This is a genomic window from Alteromonas gilva (assembly GCF_028595265.1).
Taxonomy (GTDB): Bacteria; Pseudomonadota; Gammaproteobacteria; order Enterobacterales; family Alteromonadaceae; genus Alteromonas; species Alteromonas gilva.
The window spans coordinates 244998-269517 of record NZ_JAQQXP010000001.1; the positions used below are offsets into that span (position 1 = coordinate 244998).

Here is a 24520-nt window from a genome sequence, read left to right on the forward strand (position 1 = left end):
CGTTACTCCCTGGTTGGCGCCGAACTGCCTGATTGAGGCGAAACATAGAGCATTTCAGGCGCTATGAGTTGACGTACTTGCCCGGGGGGACGATAAAAAACATCTAACCATGCACCCCCACCACCATTGAAATAGTCAACGGTGATCTCTGCCATACCCGGCTCGAGTTGGACTTTGCCGGAACGCATGATCGTGCCGTGGTCGCCATCATTATTTACTACAACCTCGCCATTAATTGACAATGTCGAACCATCATCTGAATAGGTATAAAAGGTATACTCGCCGCCGGTGGTAACCTTAAGGTAACTGGAAAAACGTAAACCAAACTGATTATCACGCAGCGGAATATCGGCGATTCTAAACTCATGAGTTTGTGTGGTTTTTATTGGAGTGAGCTGCTCGAAAACAGGCAGAAAGCGCCAGCTATTGCCTTCGTAATAACCGACTGAAATACCATTCGCCGCTTGGCCAGAGCTGGTTCGGTAATATCCTGTTGTGACAGTACTTTGTTGTTCTTCATCACCAAAAGCAGCAGCCTGTACAACAACAGAGTGACTTACGGTGAACTTGCCGGTGTATTCAGGCGAGCTTCGCGTTGGTTTGGTGCCATCGATGGTATAGCGAAGTGTACTTCGTGGTGCATTGTTTTGCATTTCGATAGTCACTGCACCGTTGGCAAAGAAACCGCCAGCCGGTTCATACAGATGTGGTTTAGGTAAGAGTGTCGGGGCGGCTAGACGCGCGGCGCCAGACATGGCCTGGCTGTTCAAAGCAGGTTGTCCAATGAACGCATTGACAATGGGGCGTCCAACCCACGCCGGGTGCAGCGGGATATCAAGTAAGTAGGCTACCGTGGCTCCGGTGTCGTATGTATAGACAGGCTTATTGATGCGGAAATCATGCTTAATGCCAGGCCCGTTGATAATCACCGGTACTTGCATTTCATCGAGGGTTTCTCCGCCATGACCATAGCCAATACCGCCGTGATCAGACGCGATTACAATCACTGTGTCGTCACGCATCTGAGCGGTTTCTAAGGCTTCAAGCAGGGTGCCGACTAAACGGTCGACCTGATTTACGGCATTGTAGAACTCAGTTGTTTTGTGCCCGTCATGATGTCCAACATGGTCGACATTATCTAGATGGAGCAGTGTGAATTCGGGTTTATGCGCCGTAATATATTGGATTGCACGCGTGATTGTCTGTTCATCTGTTTCGCTGTTAACATCAATATTGAGTGCTGAACGTTCAAATAACTCATTGATCCCACCCCAGGTATAAAAAGCGCCTATTTTAGCGTTGGGGTAATGCTGTCTGTACTCACCAATGATTGTGGGGAAAATGTCTTCCAGACCGGTCGCGACAGGGGGCAGGATAAAATCATAGGGTGCCCAGCTATTGGACGTGACGCCGTGCTGATTAGGTGCCGACGCTGATAAGATAGATTTCCAGTTTGGGCTGCTGGAAGAGGGGAGTACCGCTCTGGCATTTAAAGTATAGGCACCATTTTGCATAAGCTTGTCGAGCGCTGGTGTCTCTGCCTGTAAAAGACCATCGATGCTCAGTGCATCAATCCCAATGAGTATGACATGCTTAGGTTTAGTGGTGATAGCCAGCTCGGTGTGTTGGCTGTTTTGTGATGGCTGACAGCCGGATAAGCTCAGTACCGACAACACAATAAAAAGCGCTAGCGCCGGGTAAGTAGTGGATAGAGATAACATAAATAGAGCATTTCCTTGTAAACGTAGCCAGCCCCAACGTTGGCTGGGGCTGGTGAAAAACAACTTACGGCGATTAAAATGTGGCGCGAACCCCAACGGAAATTCGCCGACCGGATACCTGATACATCATTGGGTAACGTGGTTGAACCTGGTACTCACTGATGTATTCATCGGTAAGGTTGATTACCTGCGTCGTCAGCTTCACATTTTCATGGATCTGATAACCGGCAGATAAATCGAACTGCCCGTAATCGTCCCGATAAACCGGATACAAGTTGTCTTCCAGATTTTGGACTGACTCGCCTTTAAAGTTATACGACAGGCGGAAGTCGAAATCGGCTTTTTCAAAATATAACGTGGCGTTATAAGATTGTTTGGATAGTCCAAACATTGGGACTTCCAGGCCAATATCTGAAATATGACCATTTGAACTATCAACCCAGGTGTAGTTTGCATTTACGCCAAAGCCTTGCAATGCGCTGCTAAAGTGAGTAAACGGAAATTGTGCAATGATCTCCGCGCCGCGAATACTCGAACCTTTCCCATTAACAAAAGAGTAAACTTCGAATTCCTCACCCTGATAGTCGGTCGTGCCAATTTTTGCTTCGGTGATGAAGGACTTCAGATCTTTGTAGAAGGCTGTAATAGCAAAAAATGTATCTTCGTCGGCATAATATTCCAGCGCTATATCAGCTTGCGTTGCTCGCAATGGGTTTAACTGAGGATTACCCATATCGATGGTTTTATCGTTAGTTGAGATATTGCGTTTGCCAGACAGTTGCCCAAGGGATGCGCGGGTCATCACCTTAGCGGCGGAAAAGCGCAGCAGTATATCGTCGGTCAGATCGACAGCCAGGTTCAAACTTGGTAAAAAGTCGTTGTAATTGGCCTCGAACATGACGGGTTCGGTGCTCCATTCGCCATCTACATTCTGATATCCGTAGGATTGCTGCTCGGTGCGAATGTAGCGGCCGCCGACATTTAATGCCGCGGGGAAGCGGCCAATATCAAAGTCAAAATCGGCCATAGCGTAAAGTGCCAGCACGTCTTCATCGACCCTAAAGTGGTCGTTAAAAAAATAATTTGGCGTTAATCCATCGACGTAATATTGCTCCCGGGCCCAGGCATTCGGGACGGCCATCCAGGCATCAAATTTGCCGGGCATGTCCTGCATGTAATCACCGCCGGGGATAAGCGTATTGACCGAAACAATTTGGTCAACCGGAAGCGGCGTGCCTACCCATTCTTCAGAAGTATACTGTCGACCACCTTCACCCTGGTAAACGGTTTCGCCTTTTACTTCGGTCCATCCGTGATCGTAGTCCATTGACTTCTCTGAATAGCGGGTACCGAACTGAATGGTTGTAAGGGACGGTAGCGATGCCAACGCCATGTCTCTGATCACATCCGCCTGACCGACATACTTTTGATCTTCGGTTTTGGTGTTGTCAAAATCCCAGAATACAAAACTATACTCTTCCACGTCGTTCGCCAGGTCGAGATCCGATGAATAGCGAATCATGCCGTTGTCGGTATATTCCTGCGTGATTGCCGCATAATTCGTCCATTTTGCCTGTGTTCGCTGATATGATCGTTGTGCGCCGCTATAACCGAGTAGCGTTTTTATTTGCCACTGGTTGATGTCCCAGTCAAAGTTGAGGCTGGCCTGATGATAATCTTCGTCGCGATAGCGATCGTATGACTTAAATTCATGTTGGGCGTTATCAAAAGAGCCTTTTGTAATAATGTTATTGTTATCAATGGTCAGGTCGTAAGCACGGGTAACGTCACCTGTCCACGACCCAAACATGTAGTCGTCTTCTTTACCTTTAAAATTGCCGGCCATTACGTCGAGCGTCCATAACATTTGAGTGTTAGGACGATACTGCAAGGCAGTGGTGACCCCCCATTTTTCTTGTGCGTTAAGCATGATGTCATCACGTATATTTTCGGCATAGAGCACATCTTCAGACACGCCTTGCGGGATGGCTTGCGAGCGGGCCTGACTTGCCAGCTGCTCTGCCTGCGCGTCGCTTAAACCATTGTTAATGGCCTTTTCGTATGTAATGTCGTAGGCATCTTCTACTACCGTACCGAGGGTTTTGAATTCGGCGGTGTCTGCCTGATCAGTACGTACGGTGCGGTCTTCGGCGGCAAAAGAAACTAAAAAGCCAAATTTGTCGTTTTTATTCTGACTAATTAAAAAAGAGTAACGCGGGTCGGTTTTTTCTGATAAGTCATTGTAGGCAGCCTGAAGATTAGCGACATAGCGGTTACCCTGATAATCAAAAGGTTTGGCTGTGTTAATGGCAACAACCCCGGCAACACCACCCTCTTCATCTGACGCTAACGGTGATTTCTTTACCGTCACAGATTGAATAAGCTCTGATGCGAAGATATCGAAGTTGACATCGCGGCCACCGCTACCTGAAGAGGTCGATACGTTGTTGATAGTGGTATGAGTATACTCAACGCCCAGACTACGCACATTTACCTTGGTCCCCATACCTTTGTCGCGTTCAATCGCTACACCGGGAATACGTTGTAGTGCTTCTGCGAGGTTTTGATCAGGAAAATCAGCAATATCGGTGGCAATAAGAGAGTCTGAAATTGCCGGGTTTAGGCGTTTCATATCCACGGCCTGAGATAAACTGGCCCGATAACTGCCGGTGACCACGATCTCTTCGATTGCTGATTGTTCTTCTTCGTTTTGATCTTGTGCTATCAGTGCCTGGCTAAACAGCGTGGCCATAGCAAGTGCAAGCGGACGCAGCGATGTTACGCGCTGGTTAGTTAACCTTTTCATGTTGTCTCCGAATTAATGTGCATTTCAGTTATCAACATTTGAGCAGAGTATTATGACATTAACATTAAATTGGTATATACCAGTTTATATTATTATCCTTCTGGAATATTCACCTTTGTCGCCGCTTGTTGCGTTTCACATTTACTTGTAAACTTAACCCACCCTCGGTGGACTCTTTTTATATGGAATCAAGCACTATCACTAAAACTTATCTGGCTATTCGAGACTTACTTGCAGAGCGTATCGATAAAGATATTTATTGCGAGAATCAGAAGCTACCTTCTGAGCGTGTACTTGCCGAGGAGCTCAAGACTACGCGGTTGACGTTAAGAGATGCACTGTCGCAATTAGAAACAGAGGGTCGCGTATTTAGAATGGACCGAAGAGGTTGGTTTGTTGCCGGCCGACGGTTGGTGTTTAACCCAGTATTAGACAAAGGGTTTATGACCAATGTTTCGGATCAGGGAATGGTGCCTAAAACCGAGTTAATTTTATTAAACGAGTGCCAGGCAAGTCGTCGTATAGCCGATGCGTTACGTGTGCCGGCCGGGGCTGGGCTTTACCATATGAGACGGCGCCGTTCGATTAACGACCGGCCAGTACTAATAGAAGATATTTATTTAGAAAAGTCGCGCTACCCTGGGCTTCAGCACGTTAATCTTAACGGCTCTTTGAGCCTTGTTTTACGTGATGTGTACGATGTTCGTGTTGCCTATTCTGATATTGCAATAACGCCGGCAGCTTTCGATTCCCACCAGGCAAAATTGTTAAACGTTTCGCCTGGAGCCCCCTCCATAATGATCAACAGAACCAGTTATGATGAGCAAAAACGGATTGTTGAGTTCGATCAGGAATACTGGGTGTCTGATATGTTGCAGTTTAAAATGAAAACTCAACCAGAGAGCGCAACGATAACGCGTGATGGAGCAGGATGTTGACTGTTGCAATGCAATGAATCGTACCTTAGCCACAACTGTTATTTTCAGCGGATTTTTTCTGCTTGGCCTGCTGCTATTAATGTGGGGAATACTATTGCCCGATCTCGCCCGGGAGCTGGCAATGTCGAACGTGATCAGTGGTACGCTGTTTACGTTGTTTTCTTTTGGCATGATGCTGGGCGGCATACTCGGCGGTAAGTACGCCTCACGGTTCGACTTTTTACCCTTGTTTGCCAGTCTTGCGGCGATCAATGCGTTGTTTATTCTGATTGCCTCATTTATGACCCATTGGGCAGGGTTTATGGTGCTGGTGTTTATGGTGGGTGTCACCAGCTCCTGCAAGATTACTATTGGCCATACCATTATTGCCCAGCTCTATGTGAAATCCCGTTTTGCCATGATGGGCGTGATGGATTTTATGTTTAGCTTAGGAACGCTGGTGGCCTCTTTTTATGTGTCGGGAATCTATTTATGGCAGTCTGACTGGCGCCTGCCCCTGCAGTTTTTAGCCCTGCTATGGGTTACCTTAGCGCTGTTAACGGCCATCAGTGTGCGTACACAACGTGGCAAAGGGCCTGATCTGCAAAACACCAGCAGTGCACCCAAACAAACGCTAGCCTTTGCCACCATTGTGCGCCAACCAGTGTTTTTGTTTTTATCGCTGGCCAGTTTTGGCTATGGCGCGGTGGAGTTTGGCACCGTAAACTGGTTTGTGAGTTACGCCCAGCAGGGCCTTGCATACGATGGCGATACCGCGCGATTACTGCTCGCGGGCTTTACCGGTGGCATGGCGCTGAGCCGGTTATGTTTTGCGCTTTTCCTGCGCTGGTTTAGTGTGCACCGTCTTATGGTAGTGCTGGTGACGCTGTTGCTCATCGGCGCGATTATTGCCAAATTGGGTGCAGAGTTTACACCTATCTGGCTGGGCAACTTTTTACTGGGGTTAGGCTTAGGCGGGTTGTTCCCGTTAATCCTCTCCGCCGCCATGAATATCGACAGCGATAAAGGCCCCTTGCTCTCAGGCATTACTATTTTAGGCAATGCCATGGGCGTACAGCTAGTTTCATTTGGTACCGGCGCCTGGGCGGGTGCAACATCCATTACCACGGCCTACTGGAGTGTGCCGATAGCAGCCATATTGCTGTGGACTGCCACCTGGTTCTACAGCCGCTTGATTAAAGGGCGAAGTGCGTAAGGCGAAGGTTTGAACGGGAATTCCTTAACATAAGCGAAAATTCCAAATTGCTAACGTAAACGCGTAACGCTTACCTACGTGATACTCGCGTGTGCCAATAAACAAAATTAAAACAACCCGATAGCTAGCAAATAGCTAAACAGGTTGTGACCAAAATGCATTGCAAAAGCCATTAGTATTGCTGTTCCAGTTGACACTTTTTTCCATTGTATAAAAGCTAAAGAAAAAACAAAAAATGGCCATAAAGCAATGATGCCGTGCAACGGAGAGCGCAATGCATGAAGTAATGCCCATAACAAACTAGAGCTGAGAACGATGTATTCTTTTGAACGAAATACTTTGCTCAGAATGAATATTCCAAAGGAAAGTAGGCATGTTTCCAGTAGGGGCCAAAAACAACTACGACGAAAAATAGTTGTAATATATCGTAAGAATACTCAGGCTTTTTAGAGTCAGGAAATAAAATTGAAAGAGTGACGCTGAGCAGGAATGCCGGAACAGCCGTAATTGCAACGGACTTTAAGATATAAGTAGTTTTAGGCTGAGACACGTCCAGCAGAAAAGTGAATGGAAAAGTAGCAGCAATTACTCCCCTGTTTATCATGTGATTTCCTTATTATTACCAGGCTCATAACGCCGTCCGGCCGAGGCGGCTTGTTAGGTTAACTTTTCACCTTCCTTATAATAAGGTTAATGTTCGCCACGACTGATATTATTGCGGTAGCAGCCCACACAATAAAGACTAGAAGAAAAATTGATAAGTCGCCGTGAACACCCTGGATATTTGTTGCCCCTAGAAACAAGCCAACTATATTTACAGGAAGGGCAACAATCCCAATAATGCCGCTGTAAAACGCTACCTTTTCAAACGGTGATTTATATTTTCTGTAACAGCCAATACAAACAACATTAGCGCAAACGACAATCAACAAAAATAACGTTAGCATTCCCATTTAATTAATTCCCAGCCAGTCTCAATTGGCGCAAAGCCAGGCGGCTGGCAGCAAGACCCGGAAAGTACCTGAGCAATTTGTTACACATTGACTGAGTAACTGAGGTCACGTGCCTCGTCTCCAGTCATGCCCCGAAATCCCCAACAGTGGGCAGGTTGCTCTTTAATTGTCACTTCGATGTCTACAGGTGATATGCCAACCACAGACTCAATCTTGTTGAAGAGCGCCTTGATCAGCGCTTTTTGGGTCTCGGGAGCTCGCCCCTGCATCATGTTGATCTCGATGGCTGTGTAGGCTGGAGTTCTGCCTCCGGGGTAATAAAAATCCTCGGCATCCAGCGGGATAAAACGATGCGCCCGCTTATCTTCCGGCATTCCGAGTACGGACTGCATGCATCCGTGAATGACTTCGGAGAGCTGAGCCTTGACCGGGTTAAGGTGTTCTTTGATCCCATAGATGACTATCACGATGCCTCCTGAAAGGTGTAACGCTTGAATGAATCGTTAGGGGTTGCTTGCCGGCCGGTGACCATAACTAAGTACCCGAGTGAGCTCCCACTTACCATTCTGCTCGCTCCAGACCATGGTGAAGTCAGCTAAGCCATCGCACACGCCACTTGAGAACTGACAGAAGCGGTGCGAGCCCTGTGCAATGGCGCCAAAGCCCTTGATGGGATAGACCTCAAGCGAGCCCTCCACGAGCTCGCGCCTGAACTTACCGCAGACATTCTTGCGAGTGCCTGCGATCATCTCCTCACGAGTCCAGGTGACCCCGCCGTTGTCATGGTAGAACTCAACGTCGGCGGCAAAGTAACTGGCATGCTTGTCAAGTTGCCCGGGCTCGGAGCAGTGGTTAAATGCATTGAATACTGCTGTGTCCAGCGCTGCTACCGTGTTATAAAGGCTTTCGTGTTCGGATGCAGTCCCGGCGTTGGCGCCAAAGACGGTGACGGTTGTAGCCAAGATGGCAGTCGAGGCAATGTGCGTAATTTTCATAAAATTAAAAATTCCTGAGTATGGATAGCGAGCCCTAACACCTAAATAAGGGGCACAAATACCTGGCTAAAATTAGTGGCGACGGAGCGCAAGCCAAGTGTTTTGCGTCCTTTTGAGTAAATTGTTATATGCAATTTTCTTTACGTTTCAGATACTTTGTATCAATCCTTAAATTTTCTCCATTGTATTTATTTATCGCTTACACATAACATTTAAATGATGCGGACCCTAAGAACCGCATATTAATTTTTATGTTGCATCTTATTCGGAGAGCGGCCTTTTAAAGTAGAAGATGTTTTCTTCAACGCTTACAAGTTCCCATCCATCTTCCCCATAGTCCTGAAGTATTCTTTTTCTTCTTGCCTCTACTTCGTCAGCGATTTCATTCATTGTTCTGCCAAGTAAACCATTTTCGAATGGGTTAAGAACAAACACTTTGTATTCCCATCTCGGGCTTTCTAGCTGTGTTGATGCACAACCTGAAAAAAGTAAAGAAAGAGTACAAATTAAAATAAGATTTTTCATTAATTTCATCCTTGCAATATAACCCTTAAATAAGGGGCGCAGGCACGTGGGGCATAATGGCGAAGCCGCCCCGCGTGTATGCGTCCCAGCGAACGAAGTGAGTGAGTTTATTGAGTTGTTATGTTTCATTGCTTCTACGAAGTAACTCACTCAGCTCTTTTTTACTTTGTTCAGGCGTTTTTCCCGCAGTGTCGATGACTATACGTACTGTTTCCCACGAATGATAATCCCTTGAAGTCACACTTTCCCACGACGGAAGCAAAAGGTTAGGAATATCCGTTTGCCTTCTTTTGACGCGCTCTTTGTGTTCATTTTCATTAGAGCAGATGACTTCGATTTCTGTGAAGGGTGATGAGGCCTTATTTGCAACGCTTATCCACGCTTCACGAGATTCTAAAACTGGATTGGTTGAGTCTGCTACTACAGAAAGACCGTTTTTTAGGTTCTCTAACGCAATAGCAAAAGCAATCTTATAGCCCTCGTCATACAAATTTTTGAATCCAAAGTTTTTCAATTCTTGTTCGATAGTGTCGATGCGAATATGGACTGCACCCAATGAGGAAGATAAATACTTTGAAAGTTCAGTTTTGCCTACCGCGGGCAGACCGCCAAGTATATACAACATAAGAGTTTATTGATTCCTCCTTGAAACATAACACCCCGCTTAGGGGCAATAACACGTGGGCTAAAATTGGAGCGAAGCGACTGAGCCCACGTGTTACTGTCCCAGCACGCCCCGCGTGCGTCTACAGCGGTTTGTTATGTGACATTTGCTTATTAGCGTGAGCTTTGTTGTTCACTGAAACATTAAATACAGACAACCCTAACGTTAGCAAAAGAAAAAAAGCCCCAGCAATAACCATCCCGATAACACCAAAGTTGCTATGGTTGTTAAACTTGCTGGCAATATCACGAAGTATTTCACCGTTAAGTACCAATTGATTTGGGTCAATATTCTTTGATGCAAGTGACTCAATTTGAATATCGTATATTGAGAAGAGGAATTCTGTTGTAGTATTCGTTGATTGATAAATGTACCAGGCTGAAACCCAGAACAACAGTCCAACAACCATGAAAAGTGATTGAATAGGTTTTGAATCAATGCTTACTAATATGGTTTTCATAAAACTTCCCTTGTTACATAACAATTTATTAGATCCCAAATTGGTGTAAGCAACTACACTAATTTGGGATAATCAATATTTTTTAAATTACGTTATATTCACGCAAAATCAAAGGTTTTGTATTGCGATAAAGCAGTCTTTGTCCCTAATCACGGTGAATTACCCCAATTTGGTAGGCTATTTTTCTGTGATCAAATCGGCCTCTTGCTGGCTCTGCAGCCTGGCAGCTTCGCTGAGTCAGCGTTGGCCAGAATGCGTTGTTGGCTTCGCGAGGGGGTAATTCGTGTGGGGCTAGGGGTCATTTGGTTCGGCAACTTTTACTGGGGTTAGGCTTAGGCGGGTTATTCCCGTTAATTTTCTGCGCCGCCATGAATATCGACAGCCATAAAGTGCCCTCTACTGTCGGGCGTTGCTATTTTAGTGGATGTTTACCTATAAGCCTCGTACCCGCCAGATTAAGAATAAAGCCATTTGAACAGGCGTGTTGTGAAGAGATTAAATACTGAAAATAAAGACCCAAAGAACAGGGCCTGAAGCAAGAATATACCCGTATCTTCAGTTGAACCTGATAGCCCCAAAAGCGCCATTGTTTGATGGGCGAATGTTGCAGCAAATACTGCCGCCACCGTCATAGTAAATAGGTTGTTCTTTTTTAGATTTTCCCTGGACATTCCATTTCCACTGGCGCATAGCAACTGCATAACGGCTATATTACCGAGCTCACGCTGGAGTGCCAATAGTTGTTTGTTATGTACTCGACGCACATCCATCCAATGCTTTAAGCAGTTCATCTGAGTCCTCAATGTGAATTTGTCGTGATCACCAGCGAAACCGGTAAGCCTCCCATAGCAAAAATAAATGTTATGTTATAACATCGTATTTTCGAAGCATAAGGAGATTAAAAACTTTGAAGCAAAAACTATCTGCCCTCGCTCTGCTGGTTAGCGGGTTTTCCGCCGTGGCTCAGGCAGCCGCAACTGATGATATTGAAAAACTGGAGATTACCGGCAAACGTCTTCCTAGTGCGGCCAGTGAAAAGCTACAAGCCAACAAATTAGAACTAGACGGCCAGCTACTCGATCAATTAAAGCAACAAACACTGGGCGCGACATTGGCAAATCAGCCAGGCGTCACCAGCAACTTTTTTGGCAACTCTGCCAGCCGTCCTGTGATCCGTGGGCTTGGAGGACAGCGCGTGGTAATAGGTATCAACGGCGTTCCTGTGCGGGATATGTCGGCCGCCAGCGATGATCAACTCGTTCCCGTGGAGCCGTTTTTTGCCCGCACTATACGCGTAGTAAAGGGCGCAGCAGCGGTCATCCCGTTTGGCGGTGAAGCAATGGCCGGTGCGGTAGATGTCGATGACAACCGGATCCCCGATATACTGGGTGACTGGGCGCCCTCTGAACGTTTTGAAGCGGAAGCCGGAATGAATGCGGCAAGCAGCATTATGGGCCAGATCTCAGACACGTACGCAGGTTTTGCAGTAAACGCCGCGTTGCAGATCAGAGATCAGAGCGATTATCATGTACCAGGACAGGCCAAAGCCAGCGACTGTTACAACTGGGAGCAACTCGTTGGTGATAGTCGTCTAGCCAGTCGCTGTCAGGTTACCCTGAGTTCCCCGGTATGGGAATACGACGGCAGCGCATGGGTCGATGCGACGCCTCTCGAAGATCAACAGATTACTCACCTGGGTCAACAAAGCCGCGGCAAAGTCAATAACTCCGGCAGTAGTACCATCAATATGATGTTGGGGTTAAGCAAGGCAATCAGCGACAATCAGTATATGGGTATGGCCGTGAGCCTTCTCGATACAGACCGCGATATCCCCGGTTATATTCGCCGTGGTGCAACAGATAGCGCCGTGAATATTCAATCTACGGTCAGTCGCATCGATACCAAACATCAATATTTGTTTACCCAAAGCGCCTGGCTGAACGCAGTGGATACGTCACTGACCTATAGCCAGCAGCAAGACGAGGAGTATCTGGGTTACCAACTGGCGAATAGTTTTAAATTATCAACGCTTCAATTTGCGCCCCGCTTAACTTACACACTGTTAAACGCACAGCCTGGCGAGCTTACCTTGCAGGCTGAGCGGCAAGATCTTCGCAGCGATGGCGATGATAACTATTTACCGCCGGTTGAAACGAATAAGTACGCCTTGTACTGGTTACAAAATATTGAATGGCAACAGTTCATGCTGCAGCTTGGTGGCCGCTATGATCAGATACGCTATGACGTAGATTTGGACTCTGATTATCATTTTGGCTCTGGTCAGGGAGCGAATGCCCGGGATCGTCATTTTGATTTGCAAAGCGTCAATGCCTCGCTGCAATGGCAACTTACCGATTTTTGGTGGGTAAGTGCCAGCTACACCAATGCCGACCGCGCACCTTCTGTAAGTGAGCTTTATGCCAGCAACGCCCACTATGCGCTGATGATAGAAGAACAAGGTAATGCTGAGCTACAGCATGAGAACAATGAATCGCTGGAATATGCAACACAACTCTCCCTCGGCGAGTTTACTCTGGCCGCCAGCTGGTACGAAAACCAGTACGATGATTTTATCTACCTGGGCAATACCGGTATCTCTCGTGGCGGTGTCGCTGTTCAGGAGTGGCGCCAGGCCGACACCCTTAACAAGGGCTTTGAAATCACCGCCGAATATCAGTGGCAAACCGAAAACCTCGGCCATTTTACCTTTAGTGGGTTTGTCGATGGCGTAGAAAATAAGCCCCGTTATCATTACGATAATTCTTATGATCCGTTTGACTTTTCTAATCCGGTTGAGCCCCGTCCAGGTGAAGAAGAAGAGTATTTTCGCCGCAAACTCGACGGCGAGAGTATGCCGCGGGTGCCGGCCGATCGACATGGTCTCGGTGTGCACTGGCAATATCAGCAAGCCAGTCTGGCGATCAATTACCTGCACTACGATAAGCAGCAGGACTTAGCACAGTATGAGCAACCCAGCGCCAGCTACAACATGGTTAATTTATATGCTACCTGGCAGCCAGCTTGGTTACCGTCAGAAAGCCGGTTGTTTGCGCGCGTAAATAACCTGACCGATGCGGATGCCCGTCCTCATCAGAGTTTTCTGCGATTTTTGACACCATTGTCTGGCCGCAGTGTTAGTGTGGGTTTCAGCTATATACTGTAAACGCTATTGTTTCGTCAGATTGATACACGGCGAACGGTCACGACTATCGCTCCAATCTGGTCACTTTAGTGTTATCCACTTCTACAGTATGAGAAAGGCCGCGCTACTGAGCGGCCTTTTTCTTTTCTGCGTAACAGGGGTGAAAGGGGACTGCATTCTCCTCATCGTTGACTGTCTTGTTTGCCCATCAATTCTGATGAGTAACAATGTGACTAATGCAACGCAGATCATTACAGTTTTCAATACTATGAGACTTGTGCAAAAAACTTCGGTGCCAGGAAAAACGTCGTCATCTAAAAAGCAAAATGAAAATTGCGAGCATACCACCCAGAAAGCAGCTGCAGCGCAGCGCAAGCCGTCCCAGCCGCGCGAGCGGCGACAATAGCGCCTTACTGGTGTTTTATGAGTTGCTCAATAATGAGGGTAAGTTCACTAATTACTAATTCAGGCTCGTCAAACTGCACAAAATGCCCACTCATCTTTGTTAACACTGCCCGCTTTAATTTACGTGTTATATTTCGATGCCCGAACATTTATAGCTTGCAGTAATTTGCATGGTTGAGTTTTTTTCGCCAATTTCATATGGAAAACGCACGTAATACTTTCATCATTTCCCGGAACTAATAAATACAATATCGCACACTAATGTTATTGAGCGGTAAACCACTGCAAATTTGGTCGACAGTAGTTACTGGTATCTTTTTTCATGGGCTTCACACTTTTTTAGAAAGCGTATCAATGATTTTATCAAACGGAAGATGGATTTCTTCTCCTTTGTAAACATCACGCCGTGCAGAAAGTGCACAATGCAGGCCATCGGCGTGCCGCGCATCGCTATATAAAAACGACTCATTGCTTGCTATAAATCCAGTCCAATCCTTGAATTAAAGTTGTAGGGAAAGCTGTCGCATGCTTAGCTCCTTCAACGACACGAAACTCAAGAAGAGTTTGCTCACCGGTCTGCGTTGTGATCTTATTGGCAAGCAGCTTAGCGCCAGCAACCATATCTTCTTTCTCTCCAAACTCTGGTTGCTCTAAACTACCGACGGATAAATAAACTTTAATTGGCAATTCAGACTTCGTAACCTTTGAATTCAATATGTGATTGTTATCAAACCAAACGGAGGGGCTACCTAATATATAACTGTCGAACATGTCTGGATGCTCGAACAGGATGTAAGCGCCAAATAAACCGCCCAGTGAGTTACCCACAAAAGTGCGCTCCGATGGTTTTGCTCTATAGGTAGTCTCGATGTAGGGAAAGACAGTTTCACGAATAAATGTAGCATGCTCATCTGCATTGCCCGTTTCCAGCTTCCAGCTAGCTGCTTTGACCGGTGTATAATCTCTTACTCGGCTTGATGGTCCTTTTGAACCGTTTGAATAAGACACCCCAACAATTATTGCTTCTTCCATTGCGCCACTGTTCATGGGAAACCGCGTTGCACCTGATGCAATTTGGAAGCTATACCATGCGTCCATTAGGTAAATCACTGGATATTTTTTATCCTTATTTGATTCGTATGAGCGAGGCAATTTTATAAACAGTGGGTAAACCCTATTCGTTGAAGGCTCAGTCAATTCGATAACTGTGCTTCTAGGTATCTTCAGGCTGTCATTAGCGAACGCCAGAGAGCTAACAAATAAAAACGTTAAAAATACAAGATTTCTCAATGAAACTTCCTCTGTGAATAAGGTCCTGATTTAGTCGCGCGAACACGCGGGCTATACTTGCGAGGTACGAGTCAAACCAGCGAATTTACCTCACAATGAGCGAAGCGATTGATCATAATGTGCTGGTTAGAGTTCACTCGTCAATTTCGCCATTGCCCAAGTTTCCAAGAGTGCTTGTTGGTTAGATGACAGACATCGTTTTGGGACTGGCGCCACTCCATTTTCATTTCCAACAAGCAAGTAGAAATGCTCCATATTCACCACTTTTGCAACTTCGCTCCATTGGAGTTTGCTAATGCCTGAGTTTGACTTTCGAGCAACACCCACCTTAGAAAATACAAATTGGCATTTACCCTCTTTAAATAGCTTAAACAGATAAATAGCCCCCCAAATTGGATATGCCAGTAATTTAAAATACCACTTATTGGCAGTTTTGCTGCCGACTTCAGCTTCGCATACTTTAAGCAGCAAAGAACAATATTCGGTTAATTTGTAGTGAACTGTTATCGAATACATTCCTGAACTCTAACGCCGCTAGCAAGGGCAGACAAAGCGCGCAGCGGTTTGGCTGTCCCTCTGGCTGGCTTTGTTATGGTTACGTTGTCTTGTACACATACCAATTGCCAACGATATGCTCAATATAGATATAATTATCGTCTGACATTTTTGGCACTTCGGTTCCAGTTGGCACAAACAAATACCCAACTGAATTATCTAGAATCCCACCTATGTTAACGTCAACGATGCCGCTGATTGACTCGTAGCCTACAAAATTAAAATTTAAATGTTTGGCGGATTCAGTAGCCTTTTCCTGGCTTGTTTTAGCCTCCAAGGCTAGCGTATTTAGGCTATCAATATTTTTATGCAAGAATTCTTTAAGCTCGGAATCCAATTGCAAAGTAAGTAGCATATTCTGATATTGATGCTCCTCTTCTTTTGTTCGATTGGCTTTGCTTTGTGCCTCTTGCAAAGCCATAAAGAACAAACCTGGTAATGCTAGATTCCTGACTGCTGAAATCTTCCATTTGTTTTGGTCATTTACTAAATAGATATACCAGTCTTGAGATCTACCATCTTTTGAAAGCAATACAGCATAAATCTCTCTTTGCGGATTTTTTTCAAGCGCTCTCAGGCTAACCTCGATACCCTTGGGCAAAGTCTCGCCCAAAGTGGGTCTATCCAGATAATGTTCCAACATTTCACCGGCATATACTTCTCTTTTATTTTTAATGCCATCTTGGCCAAAAAATTGTTTCACGAGTCTAGACTCGTCTGCTAACACAGCCAAAGGTAAAAACAAGAGAACAATTAAAAACCGCACGAAACTTCCTTAGTGACCCTACCAACGCCAAGCTAATCGGAAAATACTTGCGCTTTGGACGGAACGGCCAGCGAGTATTTTTCCTTGCTTGAGCTCCTTGTTATACAGCTGCACTTTTCAGTCGTTAGTATATTTATATTCGCAAGAAACCACTGCAGCAGAAAGGCCACTGATAACGAGTAAAATGGCTGCCGTAATGAAAGCGAAAACACTGTACGAAAGAACCCCCTGTTTCAAAACAGTTTCCATAATGGTTTGCGGAGTTACAAAGAAAAAGTAAATTGCAAAAACAACCGTTGCAATAAAGAGAACGATAGCGCTAGATGCAATCAGCCGTGCTGCGAGCAACAGTAGCTTTAAGTTTTTCGATGTAATCTGTGAGAATGGGTATAGTTTCATATTTAATCCTTTAAAATTTAAACGTGAAAAGTTTACTAAGTTATATAACGCCCCAAGCAGGGGCAATAACACGTAGGCTAAAATTAGGAACGAAGTGACGGGAGCCTGCGTGTTAGTGTCCCGCAGCCTTGGTTTGTTATGAACCAGTAGTTTGAATATTGCTCAGAAACAAACTGCCATTCATGACGAATGTATAAGTAATTTTACGTGTTTTACCAGAGTCATCTTTGTATTGAGCCGAGACCATACAATTTTCGTTACTGCAACGCGTGTCGAGCGTATCTTTTTGTAAACTTATGCCAGAAAACAATGTACCGATAAGTTGTCCGCCGTTTAACGACATTTCATATTGCTTAGAAGGTTCCCAGTAACTAATGGCTTCTACATAATTACCTTGATTGACAGTGTGTTGAAACTTAGCGGCTAACTCAGCCGCATCATTTTTAGCTGCATATGAATTAGCTGACAACAGCGAAATACAAGATATTAAAATTTCCTTTTTCATGATATTTCCTTATGGTTCATAACACCCGCACAACGGGCGAGCGAAGTTTGCGAGTCCGTGTCAGCGTAGTTTGCTGGCGCAAGCGTTCAACGACTTGTTATACGCACGTTAAATTGACCAGAAATAAGCAATTATGAATGCTATAAAAAAAGACAGTATAGTTGCCTTTATATTCATGTGTTCAACTTTATATCTGGCAGCACTTAAGAAAGTAGGTTCTATATTAACCTTCATATCTTCATTAACAATAATATCAGTAACTAAGATGTCGTATGCTGAACAAATCGACTGGGCCGATTCTTGTGATGCGATTCCTGATTTTTCAATACGCTGAATAGTCCTTAAACTAATTCCCGAAACATCAGCAAGATGAGACTGACTCCATGCTTTGGATTCTCTTAATTTCTTTAATTTCTGTACGTCTAATTGCATTTCCATAATTATTTCCTAAAAGATAAAAACCTTAGTCATTATCGTAAGAAAATACCTCTATTAATACGTCATTTATGTGACATTCACCGGCTTTAATGTGACACCAACGCGTCAAGTGCATATAACACCCCAAGAAGGGGCAATTACACGCAGGCTATAATACGGAACGAAGTGACGGGAGCCTGCGTGTTATTGTCCCGCTTACTTGGCTTGTTATGTGGCTTACTGCGTAACCATGTAAGTCTCCGCAGATAAGAACCAACCGTTTTTGTACATACACTCTACGATAAAAGCATATTGGATATCACCAATTGGTGCTTGAGCATCAATTAGATGCTCATTTATCTTGCTCTTGCAAAGTGAAAAATCCTTTTCAGCGCCGACTATATTATTATCTGTAGGTGGAATTTCTGGATTTCTAACCCAATGAGTAACATACCCAAAATAGTCGTAGTTATCCTGATAAGAGAATTTTAACTCTTTCTCTTTGGGCTTGGTCGATGTGCAACCGCACAGAACGGCCATAAGCAAAATGCTAAAAAATCGGTTCATTCTCAACTGCCACATAACACTTCACATATGGGGCGCAGACTTGCTGGCTAAACTTGCGCGAAGCGCCAGCCAGCGAGTATGCGTCCCAATGAGCGGAGCGAATGAACATAATGTGTTTGTTATATGCCACTAATCCCCCGAAGAACCAGCACCACTACTATCTTGTGGGCCGCCACCAAAACTTTTGCGTGTTTTTGCTGGTGTGTCCTGACTATGATTTAATAACCATAATCCAATAGCCGCAAAAAATGGGATTAACCAAACTATAAATATCTGAGCACCTTTTTGAAAGACTTCCAAATCATCACGACGTACCAGAAATATAGAAACAACTACATTGAGCATAATCGCAATACCTAAAACGAAGTGCCAAATTTCAAATCCCATTTAAAATCTCTCTTGGCATATAACAATTTATTAGATCCCAAATTGGTGTAAGCAACTACACTAATTTGGGATAATCAATATTTTTTAAATTACGTTATATTCACGCAAAATCAAAGGTTTTGTATTGCAATAAGGCAGTTTGTATTCGTATTTAGGGTATATAACACCAATTTGGTAGGCTATTTTTTTAGCTACCTAACCGGCCTCTCGGTGGCGATTTGACGTTTACAAACTCATTGTAGGCAGGATTACTTTTATACTGGCCAGGAGGCATACAGTGTTAATTTCATAGGCCTTAGCCTGTGCGGTTTGCCGCTTTCTCACGCCTGTTATAAAAGTAGAGACATATCAACGCTGCAAATGTACCAAGAAAACAAGCAGCAACAGGTAAAGCGATGAGTGTATAGAGTATTGACGTCGAGCTTGCTCCTCCTGCTATGTAGAGAGTCCATGCCATTGCTAAATTTCCATAAAAAAGGGCTAAAGTACACCCGCCCAAAAAACCTAATGAAATGGGCTTTACTGAACGATGCTCTTTTAACGCAAGAGTCATATACACTAACAATGCAATAGCTATTGGAATGGATTGTACCAATTTAATGTTGAGACTGAATTTTGGGTCGGGTATCTTCGGGTTTACGGTGCCAGTTAAGGTGCCGCAAAATTTAACGGCAACATGGATGAGATAATAGTCAGTGACGACAATGCTAAGAGCAATTAAAGCAAGCATTTTGAAAAACATAATCACTAGTTCCTAAGGCACAAATATTTTTACACTCTCATAGCCGAAGGCTCCATGTGCTTTGCGCTCAGCCAGCATCGCGAGTGAGTTTATTGGGTTGTTATGCGATATTGTTAACATAGTCGTGCATTCCCTGCTGATGTTGCTAGAACTGACCTTTCCCACTGAATTAGCCCCAATCTTCCGATGAGATTTTTCATATTATGCTGCCCGTTTTGCATACTCAACAGGCGGCAGGTAATTCAGTGAACTATGTGGTCGAACCGTAACAGAATAACCGGGCAAGATAGTTGTCGCTCTATAGAATTGAACAGCAAACAAACTTTGAGCTACTCGGAGTCCCTCTTCACCAATTCTGTCAGCTTCTTTTGAATGATTCGATCCTCTAATTTATTTGAAAATGCACCGAAGACCAGAACAGAAAAGGTGACAGCAATAACAATGACTACTCCTAAATCAAAGTTTGTGTACTTCTTGAAAGCAAAACCTATACAGTAGCCAAGTATAAAAGTGCACAACGTTTTTGGTATGCTGGCCATGATACGTAAACGCCGGGTTTCAGCTTTAGCTTCTTTGACGTAATTGAACCTTTTAACGCTCGAACTATCTGCCAATTCTGGAAATTCTTGTACTAACCATTCTGTATATTTCATTCATATTTCCCTATATGACTAATGAACGCTTTAATGGGCAATCAATACACATAATTGGAAGCCACTCTTTGCCTTTTTCTGGTGCACTTTACGTTTTTTTATCTAATACAAATTTCGGGCTTTTATTGCTCCTTCTCGAATATTAGAAATACAGCTTCAAGAAAATCTCTAATAAATTTGGAGAATTCTCTCCCATTTGCACGAAGCTCAATTTGTATGATTAATATTTTGGGTAATAGGTGTAAAGGCAAGAGCGTCCTTGTTTACTCGCTTGATAGCCTTACTCTGTATCATAATCCTCCACATCCCACTCGAAAGATCCTAAAAACTCCTCAAGTTCTTTTTCTTCAATGAACTCATCATAAATGTGGGGGAACGCCATTACCCAATTGAATTCGACATCATGTACGAACTTTCTCCAGTCGTGAATCAACATCCAATCACGCACAAGCCCATAAATCGTAGTTTCATGCTTTCTTCTTCTATAAGCTTCTGCATACGCAGGGGGTATGATATTGTTCAATTGCTCAAGCGTTTGCACTCCAAAATCGTTCAACTCACCAACAAGTTCACTATACTGGTCAGTTGTATGCGGCAGTTCCAAAATTACATTATTGTCTTGGCACCATTTTTCCACGAATTGGGGGAGACTAATCGAATTAATCTCAGTAGCCAAATCGCCTGCCTGAGATTTCATATTCAAATTTTTAATGTAGTTGTCGATTTTAGTTGATAGCGTATCAAAGCCTCTATCTGCTATTTCCAACATTCCCGCATATAAGAAAAGTTCTCTTTCTATCTCTTTAGGCAACTTGCCAGAAAATTTGTAATTTCTATCATGCGCCAATTCGGCCCACGCATGTTGTAAAACTGTTCTAACTTGAAATTCGAACTTCAAGTCAGAAATTTCTTCAAATTCAGGTAAAGCACCGCGCTGTTTACCGAGGTCACAAACAAAATGAACAGATCGATAACCAATCTGATCGGTCGACATTAAGTCATCTTGATTTAAGGAGTTCTGCTTATCAATGCTAAATGATGATTCAATCAAATCGGAAACTCTTTTTACATCTGACTCGAAATACACAATAACTCGTATACCGGAGATATCAGTTAGTTGTCTACCGGGATTTTTATATCCTTTTCGTTTAATCTTTTCTAGCGCACTTTCCTTTTCTTTCGTTCGTCCTGTTACAGCCAAGTACTCGACACTGTTTGCGTTAAGGAGATTTTCCAATATTGTTACTACTGCGTCCGTAAGCCTTCGATGCTTGGGCAATGCTATATCAAGCCAATTTTCGTGCTTATGAAGACTCATTATGAATTCCTTGTGTTCAATACGGCCTTAGAAAACCCAGCAACAACAAAAAGGTCGTGGTTTCTATATGTGTTCGACTCAGAAAGATATTCAATTGCTTCGTTTCGAGTTGGCGTCTCACCAAGCTTAGAGTTCACTTCTTACTACCTTCTTGTATGCGTGACGTCCCATTTGCGGCTGGTTTGAAGCGTAACGGAAAACCAGTCCGACAACATGCGCTTGTTAGCACTCATTGCGCTGTTGATATAATCACCTTTTCTGCAAGAAGCTTTACCAGTGGAACCTCTTTACGGATTTCTAGCTCTGCTTGTCTTGTAGGCACAAAATTCTCATTTCTGTTATACCTATCTGATGAGTGAACCAATGCATTACGAATTAGCTTGACCCTTTTTGATACGTTTCCAATTACGTGACCTGTCGTCAAACGAATTTCAGTTAACTCCCCAAACATTTTTCTCTTTTTTGTAAAAAGCTTTTCACCTAGATGATCTTCATAAGCTCCGATAAATTCAACTAAATCATCCTCTGATACGTGCTTAGCGATAACTAGGCGTAGCATTTCAGTTTCATCTGACTCACGTTTATGGTTAAGGGTAGATTGAATAACTTTATCCAAATGCTTGGGAGACGATTTAAATCCAGGGTCATTGTAGATAGTTGTTAGCTTCCGATATAGCTCTTCATCTGAAACTGACAAAAAGTAGTATTCCAAGACTTGATAGTATGAAAGGAACTGATTGATTGAATCTTCTACAACCATTCCTCTTTGATAGAATCTTGCAACATCTCTATTAACTGAAGATCTTGGCAGAGGTAGCTCAGAACCAAAATCATGATCTTCATACTTAAAATCATCACCAATAGGTTGACGGTGAGGAAATTCCTCCTCAAGGACTAAAGCTATGCCTTTTAAATATGACACATTGAATAAACAGCCTTCTATTATCTCCAAAGATTTCTCGGCTAATTTTTGTGGACTTGTTTCAGAAAGACCACACACTTTAATTGTGAGTGGCGCGTAAACGTAAAAACCAATATCTCTATCCTGATCAGCCCTACCACGCCCAACATTCATTCGAATACGATCCAGCGTTCTCATCAAAAAGTATTCATTGAATCTTAAATAATTCTTGTAATCCAAGGACGCTTCGGATATTTCCACATAGTATGAATCTGTCTCATGGTTGCCAAAAGTTATCTTCTGCCCCCGACGCATATTGAGAAATGTACCATATCTGTTTCCAGAGGTTATCATTTGCTCAAAATGGTCTTTACTGCACAAGCACGTCTCAAATGGTTCATGTATATAGCTCGACTTTCGAGTTTCGAAGTCTAAGTATGACCTTAAATCGTCAGATGAGGCCTTTATCGTAAAGCCACCACGACTTTGAAAAAATATCTCGTCTTCGTGCTCATCAACAACTTCCAGCCAATATTTTGAGTAAAGCTCTTTAAATTTTTCTTTTACATCTTGAAGTGTCATACAGGTGTCCATTTCCCACTGAGTGCTAACGTCCCAGCCCGCTTGCGGGCGACTACAGTGGCTTGTTAGCCACTTTCTAGCCCCAGAATCCTCGATATCGAATTACCCGACGCTTCGTCGAGATTTTTCGCGGTAGTAACTGTTTTGTTGATACCTTCTAAGAAAGGTATGTACTTGGAAAAAAATCCTTTCTTTGCGGAGTCCTTCTCTACAGCATTTTTAACCATGTCACGCTTTAGTGCGAGGGAACCGAAACTAGCTTCTAATTCAGCCTCAATTCCCTCTATCCCTCTAATTCGATAGGCAATTATTGCTTGTCTTAGCCCTTCTAAATTCCTAATAAGCAATGACTTTAAATTCGGTTCAAAGTCCAAACTTAAAACGGTTTCAGTTAATTCAGATAGTACTTTCTGAATTCGCTCTATCTCTTCATGGTTAACAGTTGATACGGAAGCTTCTCTGCTCAGCCGATCCGAACAAAACTGTAGGCCATAAATCGTTGATTCATCTAACAAACGCCTACCTGTTTGCCATGATCCTTCTAAATTAATTTGCGAAAATAGTTTTTCAATATTATCGAAAGGCTTCAGAAATAAATCATGATCTATATTTTCTAGTTCTCTAATTCGGTCCTGGGTTTTATAAGACACTTGGATCATGTCTGACAACATTCGAAGGATTGCACCAGTATCAGATTCATCCACTTTAAAAACGGCTGCCCATACTGTTCTGAACTTTGTACTTTCATTTTTTCTACGTGCTTCCTGTAGCAAGTCGCATAACCTGCCAGCAGGATCAGATTTTACTTCCAATGTTAAAACCTCCGTTTAGTGGCTAACGCCCAAAGCAGCGGTGAGAAGCATCCGCTGGCTTTGTTTGTTAGGCAATTATCCTAGCAGTGCTTTCTTACCAAGTTTAGTAAGAACTTTAATAGCCTTTTCACCCATGGCTTGAATTTTTATTGATGCCTCATTTTCATCTGAGGCAGAAGCCAGCGCTTCTTTCACCTTTAAAATAGTTTCCTCCTCTTCGGGAGAAAAAATCGACTCAAGCTCCAACTGCGTGAAACGTGAGTTTCCAGCCACTTCATTTAAACGATCGCTAAACCTTCCCATAACCCTATTCCTCGCTGTTTACATAATCTTCAACTTTCTTTTCTACTTCCTTTAGTTTTTCTTTGTACTTGTCAATCAAATCATTTTGAATAGTTGCCGCATCATGCGCAGTCTTTAAAAAATCATAATTTGCCTTTGCTAAGTCTATTAATTGACCATAACTAGCTTCTGTTTCTTTCAGCAAGGTTTGGCGGCTAGCTTCAATTTTTGATATTTCAGATCTTAAGTCTTCGGCATACTCAACTAGAAGCACTCTGACTTCATCAGCCGGCAAAGCCTTTCTTCCTTTGAGCTCAGAAGCTATAACATCGTCAATCACAACATTTTTCATTAGATTTTCTACTCGAACGATTTGATCATCAGCATAAGCATTAATAATCTTAAGCTGATTATTTTTTGCTGATTCAAGCCCACTCACTATTAATGCCTGAGAAGTAACCGCTTGGGGAGGAATTGAAACACACCCACTAGCCAACAATAATATGAACGAGAGTAACGCCATTCTCATTTAGTATTCTC

General features: G+C 43.8%; 27 protein-coding genes. 3 read left to right on the forward strand and 24 right to left on the reverse strand.

What is annotated here, in order from left to right:
- Positions 1–2: 2 nt before the first annotated feature.
- Together OIK42_RS01165 and OIK42_RS01170 are read right to left on the reverse strand one after the other, a co-directional pair.
- Positions 3–1721: an alkaline phosphatase family protein gene (locus OIK42_RS01165; protein WP_273637722.1), complete on the reverse strand. Its 1719-nt coding sequence runs from the start codon at positions 1719–1721 to the stop codon at positions 3–5.
- Between the two features lie 73 nt (positions 1722–1794).
- Entirely contained in the window at positions 1795–4527 is a 2733-nt protein-coding gene (locus OIK42_RS01170) for a TonB-dependent receptor (RefSeq protein ID WP_273637723.1), read from the reverse strand.
- A gap of 182 nt (positions 4528–4709) precedes the next feature.
- Between OIK42_RS01170 and OIK42_RS01175 the strand changes: the two genes are divergently transcribed.
- Together OIK42_RS01175 and OIK42_RS01180 are read left to right on the forward strand one after the other, a co-directional pair.
- A complete protein-coding gene (locus OIK42_RS01175) occupies positions 4710–5465 on the forward strand; it encodes a GntR family transcriptional regulator (RefSeq protein WP_273637725.1) in 756 nt (251 codons plus the stop codon).
- Positions 5466–5478: 13 nt separating this feature from the next.
- Entirely contained in the window at positions 5479–6660 is a 1182-nt protein-coding gene (locus OIK42_RS01180) for an MFS transporter (RefSeq protein WP_273637726.1), read from the forward strand.
- A gap of 662 nt (positions 6661–7322) precedes the next feature.
- Here the strand turns inward: OIK42_RS01180 and OIK42_RS01185 are convergent.
- The 7 genes from OIK42_RS01185 to OIK42_RS01215 form a co-directional block, all read right to left on the reverse strand.
- Positions 7323–7613 (reverse strand): hypothetical protein, encoded by a 291-nt coding sequence (locus OIK42_RS01185; protein ID WP_273637727.1) that lies wholly within the window; start codon positions 7611–7613, stop codon positions 7323–7325.
- 80 nt (positions 7614–7693) lie between these two features.
- Complete coding sequence (locus tag OIK42_RS01190) at positions 7694–8080, reverse strand: tautomerase family protein (RefSeq protein WP_273637728.1); 387 nt, start codon at positions 8078–8080, stop codon at positions 7694–7696.
- A gap of 36 nt (positions 8081–8116) precedes the next feature.
- Positions 8117–8608 carry a nuclear transport factor 2 family protein gene (locus tag OIK42_RS01195; protein ID WP_273637729.1) on the reverse strand — a complete coding sequence of 164 codons (492 nt, stop codon included), beginning with the start codon at positions 8606–8608 and terminating at the stop codon, positions 8117–8119.
- A 261-nt stretch (positions 8609–8869) separates the two neighbouring features.
- Positions 8870–9133 carry a DUF4177 domain-containing protein gene (locus OIK42_RS01200; RefSeq protein ID WP_273637730.1) on the reverse strand — a complete coding sequence of 88 codons (264 nt, stop codon included), beginning with the start codon at positions 9131–9133 and terminating at the stop codon, positions 8870–8872.
- A 118-nt stretch (positions 9134–9251) separates the two neighbouring features.
- Entirely contained in the window at positions 9252–9758 is a 507-nt protein-coding gene (locus OIK42_RS01205) for a P-loop nucleotide/nucleoside kinase family protein (RefSeq protein ID WP_273637731.1), read from the reverse strand.
- Between the two features lie 121 nt (positions 9759–9879).
- A complete protein-coding gene (locus OIK42_RS01210) occupies positions 9880–10257 on the reverse strand; it encodes a hypothetical protein (protein WP_273637732.1) in 378 nt (125 codons plus the stop codon).
- Between the two features lie 455 nt (positions 10258–10712).
- Positions 10713–11048, reverse strand: a complete 336-nt coding sequence (locus tag OIK42_RS01215) for a hypothetical protein (RefSeq protein ID WP_273637733.1) — start codon at positions 11046–11048, stop codon at positions 10713–10715.
- A gap of 116 nt (positions 11049–11164) precedes the next feature.
- Here OIK42_RS01215 and OIK42_RS01220 point away from each other — a divergent pair, with 116 nt between their 5' ends.
- Complete coding sequence (locus tag OIK42_RS01220; RefSeq protein WP_273637734.1) at positions 11165–13420, forward strand: TonB-dependent receptor; 2256 nt, start codon at positions 11165–11167, stop codon at positions 13418–13420.
- Between the two features lie 849 nt (positions 13421–14269).
- Here OIK42_RS01220 and OIK42_RS01225 read toward each other — a convergent pair.
- From OIK42_RS01225 to OIK42_RS01295, 15 genes are all read right to left on the reverse strand, one after another.
- Positions 14270–15094 (reverse strand): alpha/beta hydrolase, encoded by an 825-nt coding sequence (locus OIK42_RS01225; RefSeq protein ID WP_273637735.1) that lies wholly within the window; start codon positions 15092–15094, stop codon positions 14270–14272.
- Between the two features lie 126 nt (positions 15095–15220).
- Positions 15221–15610, reverse strand: coding sequence for a YcxB family protein (locus OIK42_RS01230; RefSeq protein WP_273637736.1), 390 nt, complete (start codon positions 15608–15610; stop codon positions 15221–15223).
- A 79-nt stretch (positions 15611–15689) separates the two neighbouring features.
- Positions 15690–16415 carry a hypothetical protein gene (locus OIK42_RS01235; protein ID WP_273637737.1) on the reverse strand — a complete coding sequence of 242 codons (726 nt, stop codon included), beginning with the start codon at positions 16413–16415 and terminating at the stop codon, positions 15690–15692.
- Between the two features lie 117 nt (positions 16416–16532).
- Positions 16533–16814, reverse strand: coding sequence for a hypothetical protein (locus OIK42_RS01240; protein ID WP_273637738.1), 282 nt, complete (start codon positions 16812–16814; stop codon positions 16533–16535).
- Between the two features lie 136 nt (positions 16815–16950).
- Complete coding sequence (locus OIK42_RS01245; protein WP_273637739.1) at positions 16951–17319, reverse strand: hypothetical protein; 369 nt, start codon at positions 17317–17319, stop codon at positions 16951–16953.
- Positions 17320–17427: 108 nt separating this feature from the next.
- Positions 17428–17757: a helix-turn-helix transcriptional regulator gene (locus OIK42_RS01250; protein WP_273637740.1), complete on the reverse strand. Its 330-nt coding sequence runs from the start codon at positions 17755–17757 to the stop codon at positions 17428–17430.
- A gap of 216 nt (positions 17758–17973) precedes the next feature.
- Entirely contained in the window at positions 17974–18303 is a 330-nt protein-coding gene (locus OIK42_RS01255) for a hypothetical protein (RefSeq protein ID WP_273637741.1), read from the reverse strand.
- 129 nt (positions 18304–18432) lie between these two features.
- Positions 18433–18690 carry a hypothetical protein gene (locus tag OIK42_RS01260; protein WP_273637742.1) on the reverse strand — a complete coding sequence of 86 codons (258 nt, stop codon included), beginning with the start codon at positions 18688–18690 and terminating at the stop codon, positions 18433–18435.
- Between the two features lie 295 nt (positions 18691–18985).
- Positions 18986–19432 carry a hypothetical protein gene (locus OIK42_RS01265; RefSeq protein ID WP_273637743.1) on the reverse strand — a complete coding sequence of 149 codons (447 nt, stop codon included), beginning with the start codon at positions 19430–19432 and terminating at the stop codon, positions 18986–18988.
- A 329-nt stretch (positions 19433–19761) separates the two neighbouring features.
- The gene (locus OIK42_RS01270; RefSeq protein ID WP_273637744.1) at positions 19762–20085 is read right to left on the reverse strand and encodes a hypothetical protein; all 324 of its coding nucleotides are present in this window, start codon (positions 20083–20085) and stop codon (positions 19762–19764) included.
- Positions 20086–20365: 280 nt separating this feature from the next.
- Positions 20366–21403: a GTP pyrophosphokinase gene (locus OIK42_RS01275; RefSeq protein WP_273637745.1), complete on the reverse strand. Its 1038-nt coding sequence runs from the start codon at positions 21401–21403 to the stop codon at positions 20366–20368.
- A 229-nt stretch (positions 21404–21632) separates the two neighbouring features.
- Positions 21633–22886 carry a hypothetical protein gene (locus tag OIK42_RS01280; protein WP_273637746.1) on the reverse strand — a complete coding sequence of 418 codons (1254 nt, stop codon included), beginning with the start codon at positions 22884–22886 and terminating at the stop codon, positions 21633–21635.
- 65 nt (positions 22887–22951) lie between these two features.
- The gene (locus OIK42_RS01285) at positions 22952–23698 is read right to left on the reverse strand and encodes a hypothetical protein (RefSeq protein WP_273637747.1); all 747 of its coding nucleotides are present in this window, start codon (positions 23696–23698) and stop codon (positions 22952–22954) included.
- A 75-nt stretch (positions 23699–23773) separates the two neighbouring features.
- The gene (locus OIK42_RS01290; protein WP_273637748.1) at positions 23774–24001 is read right to left on the reverse strand and encodes a hypothetical protein; all 228 of its coding nucleotides are present in this window, start codon (positions 23999–24001) and stop codon (positions 23774–23776) included.
- A gap of 4 nt (positions 24002–24005) precedes the next feature.
- A complete protein-coding gene (locus tag OIK42_RS01295; RefSeq protein ID WP_273637749.1) occupies positions 24006–24509 on the reverse strand; it encodes a hypothetical protein in 504 nt (167 codons plus the stop codon).
- Positions 24510–24520: the final 11 nt, after the last annotated feature.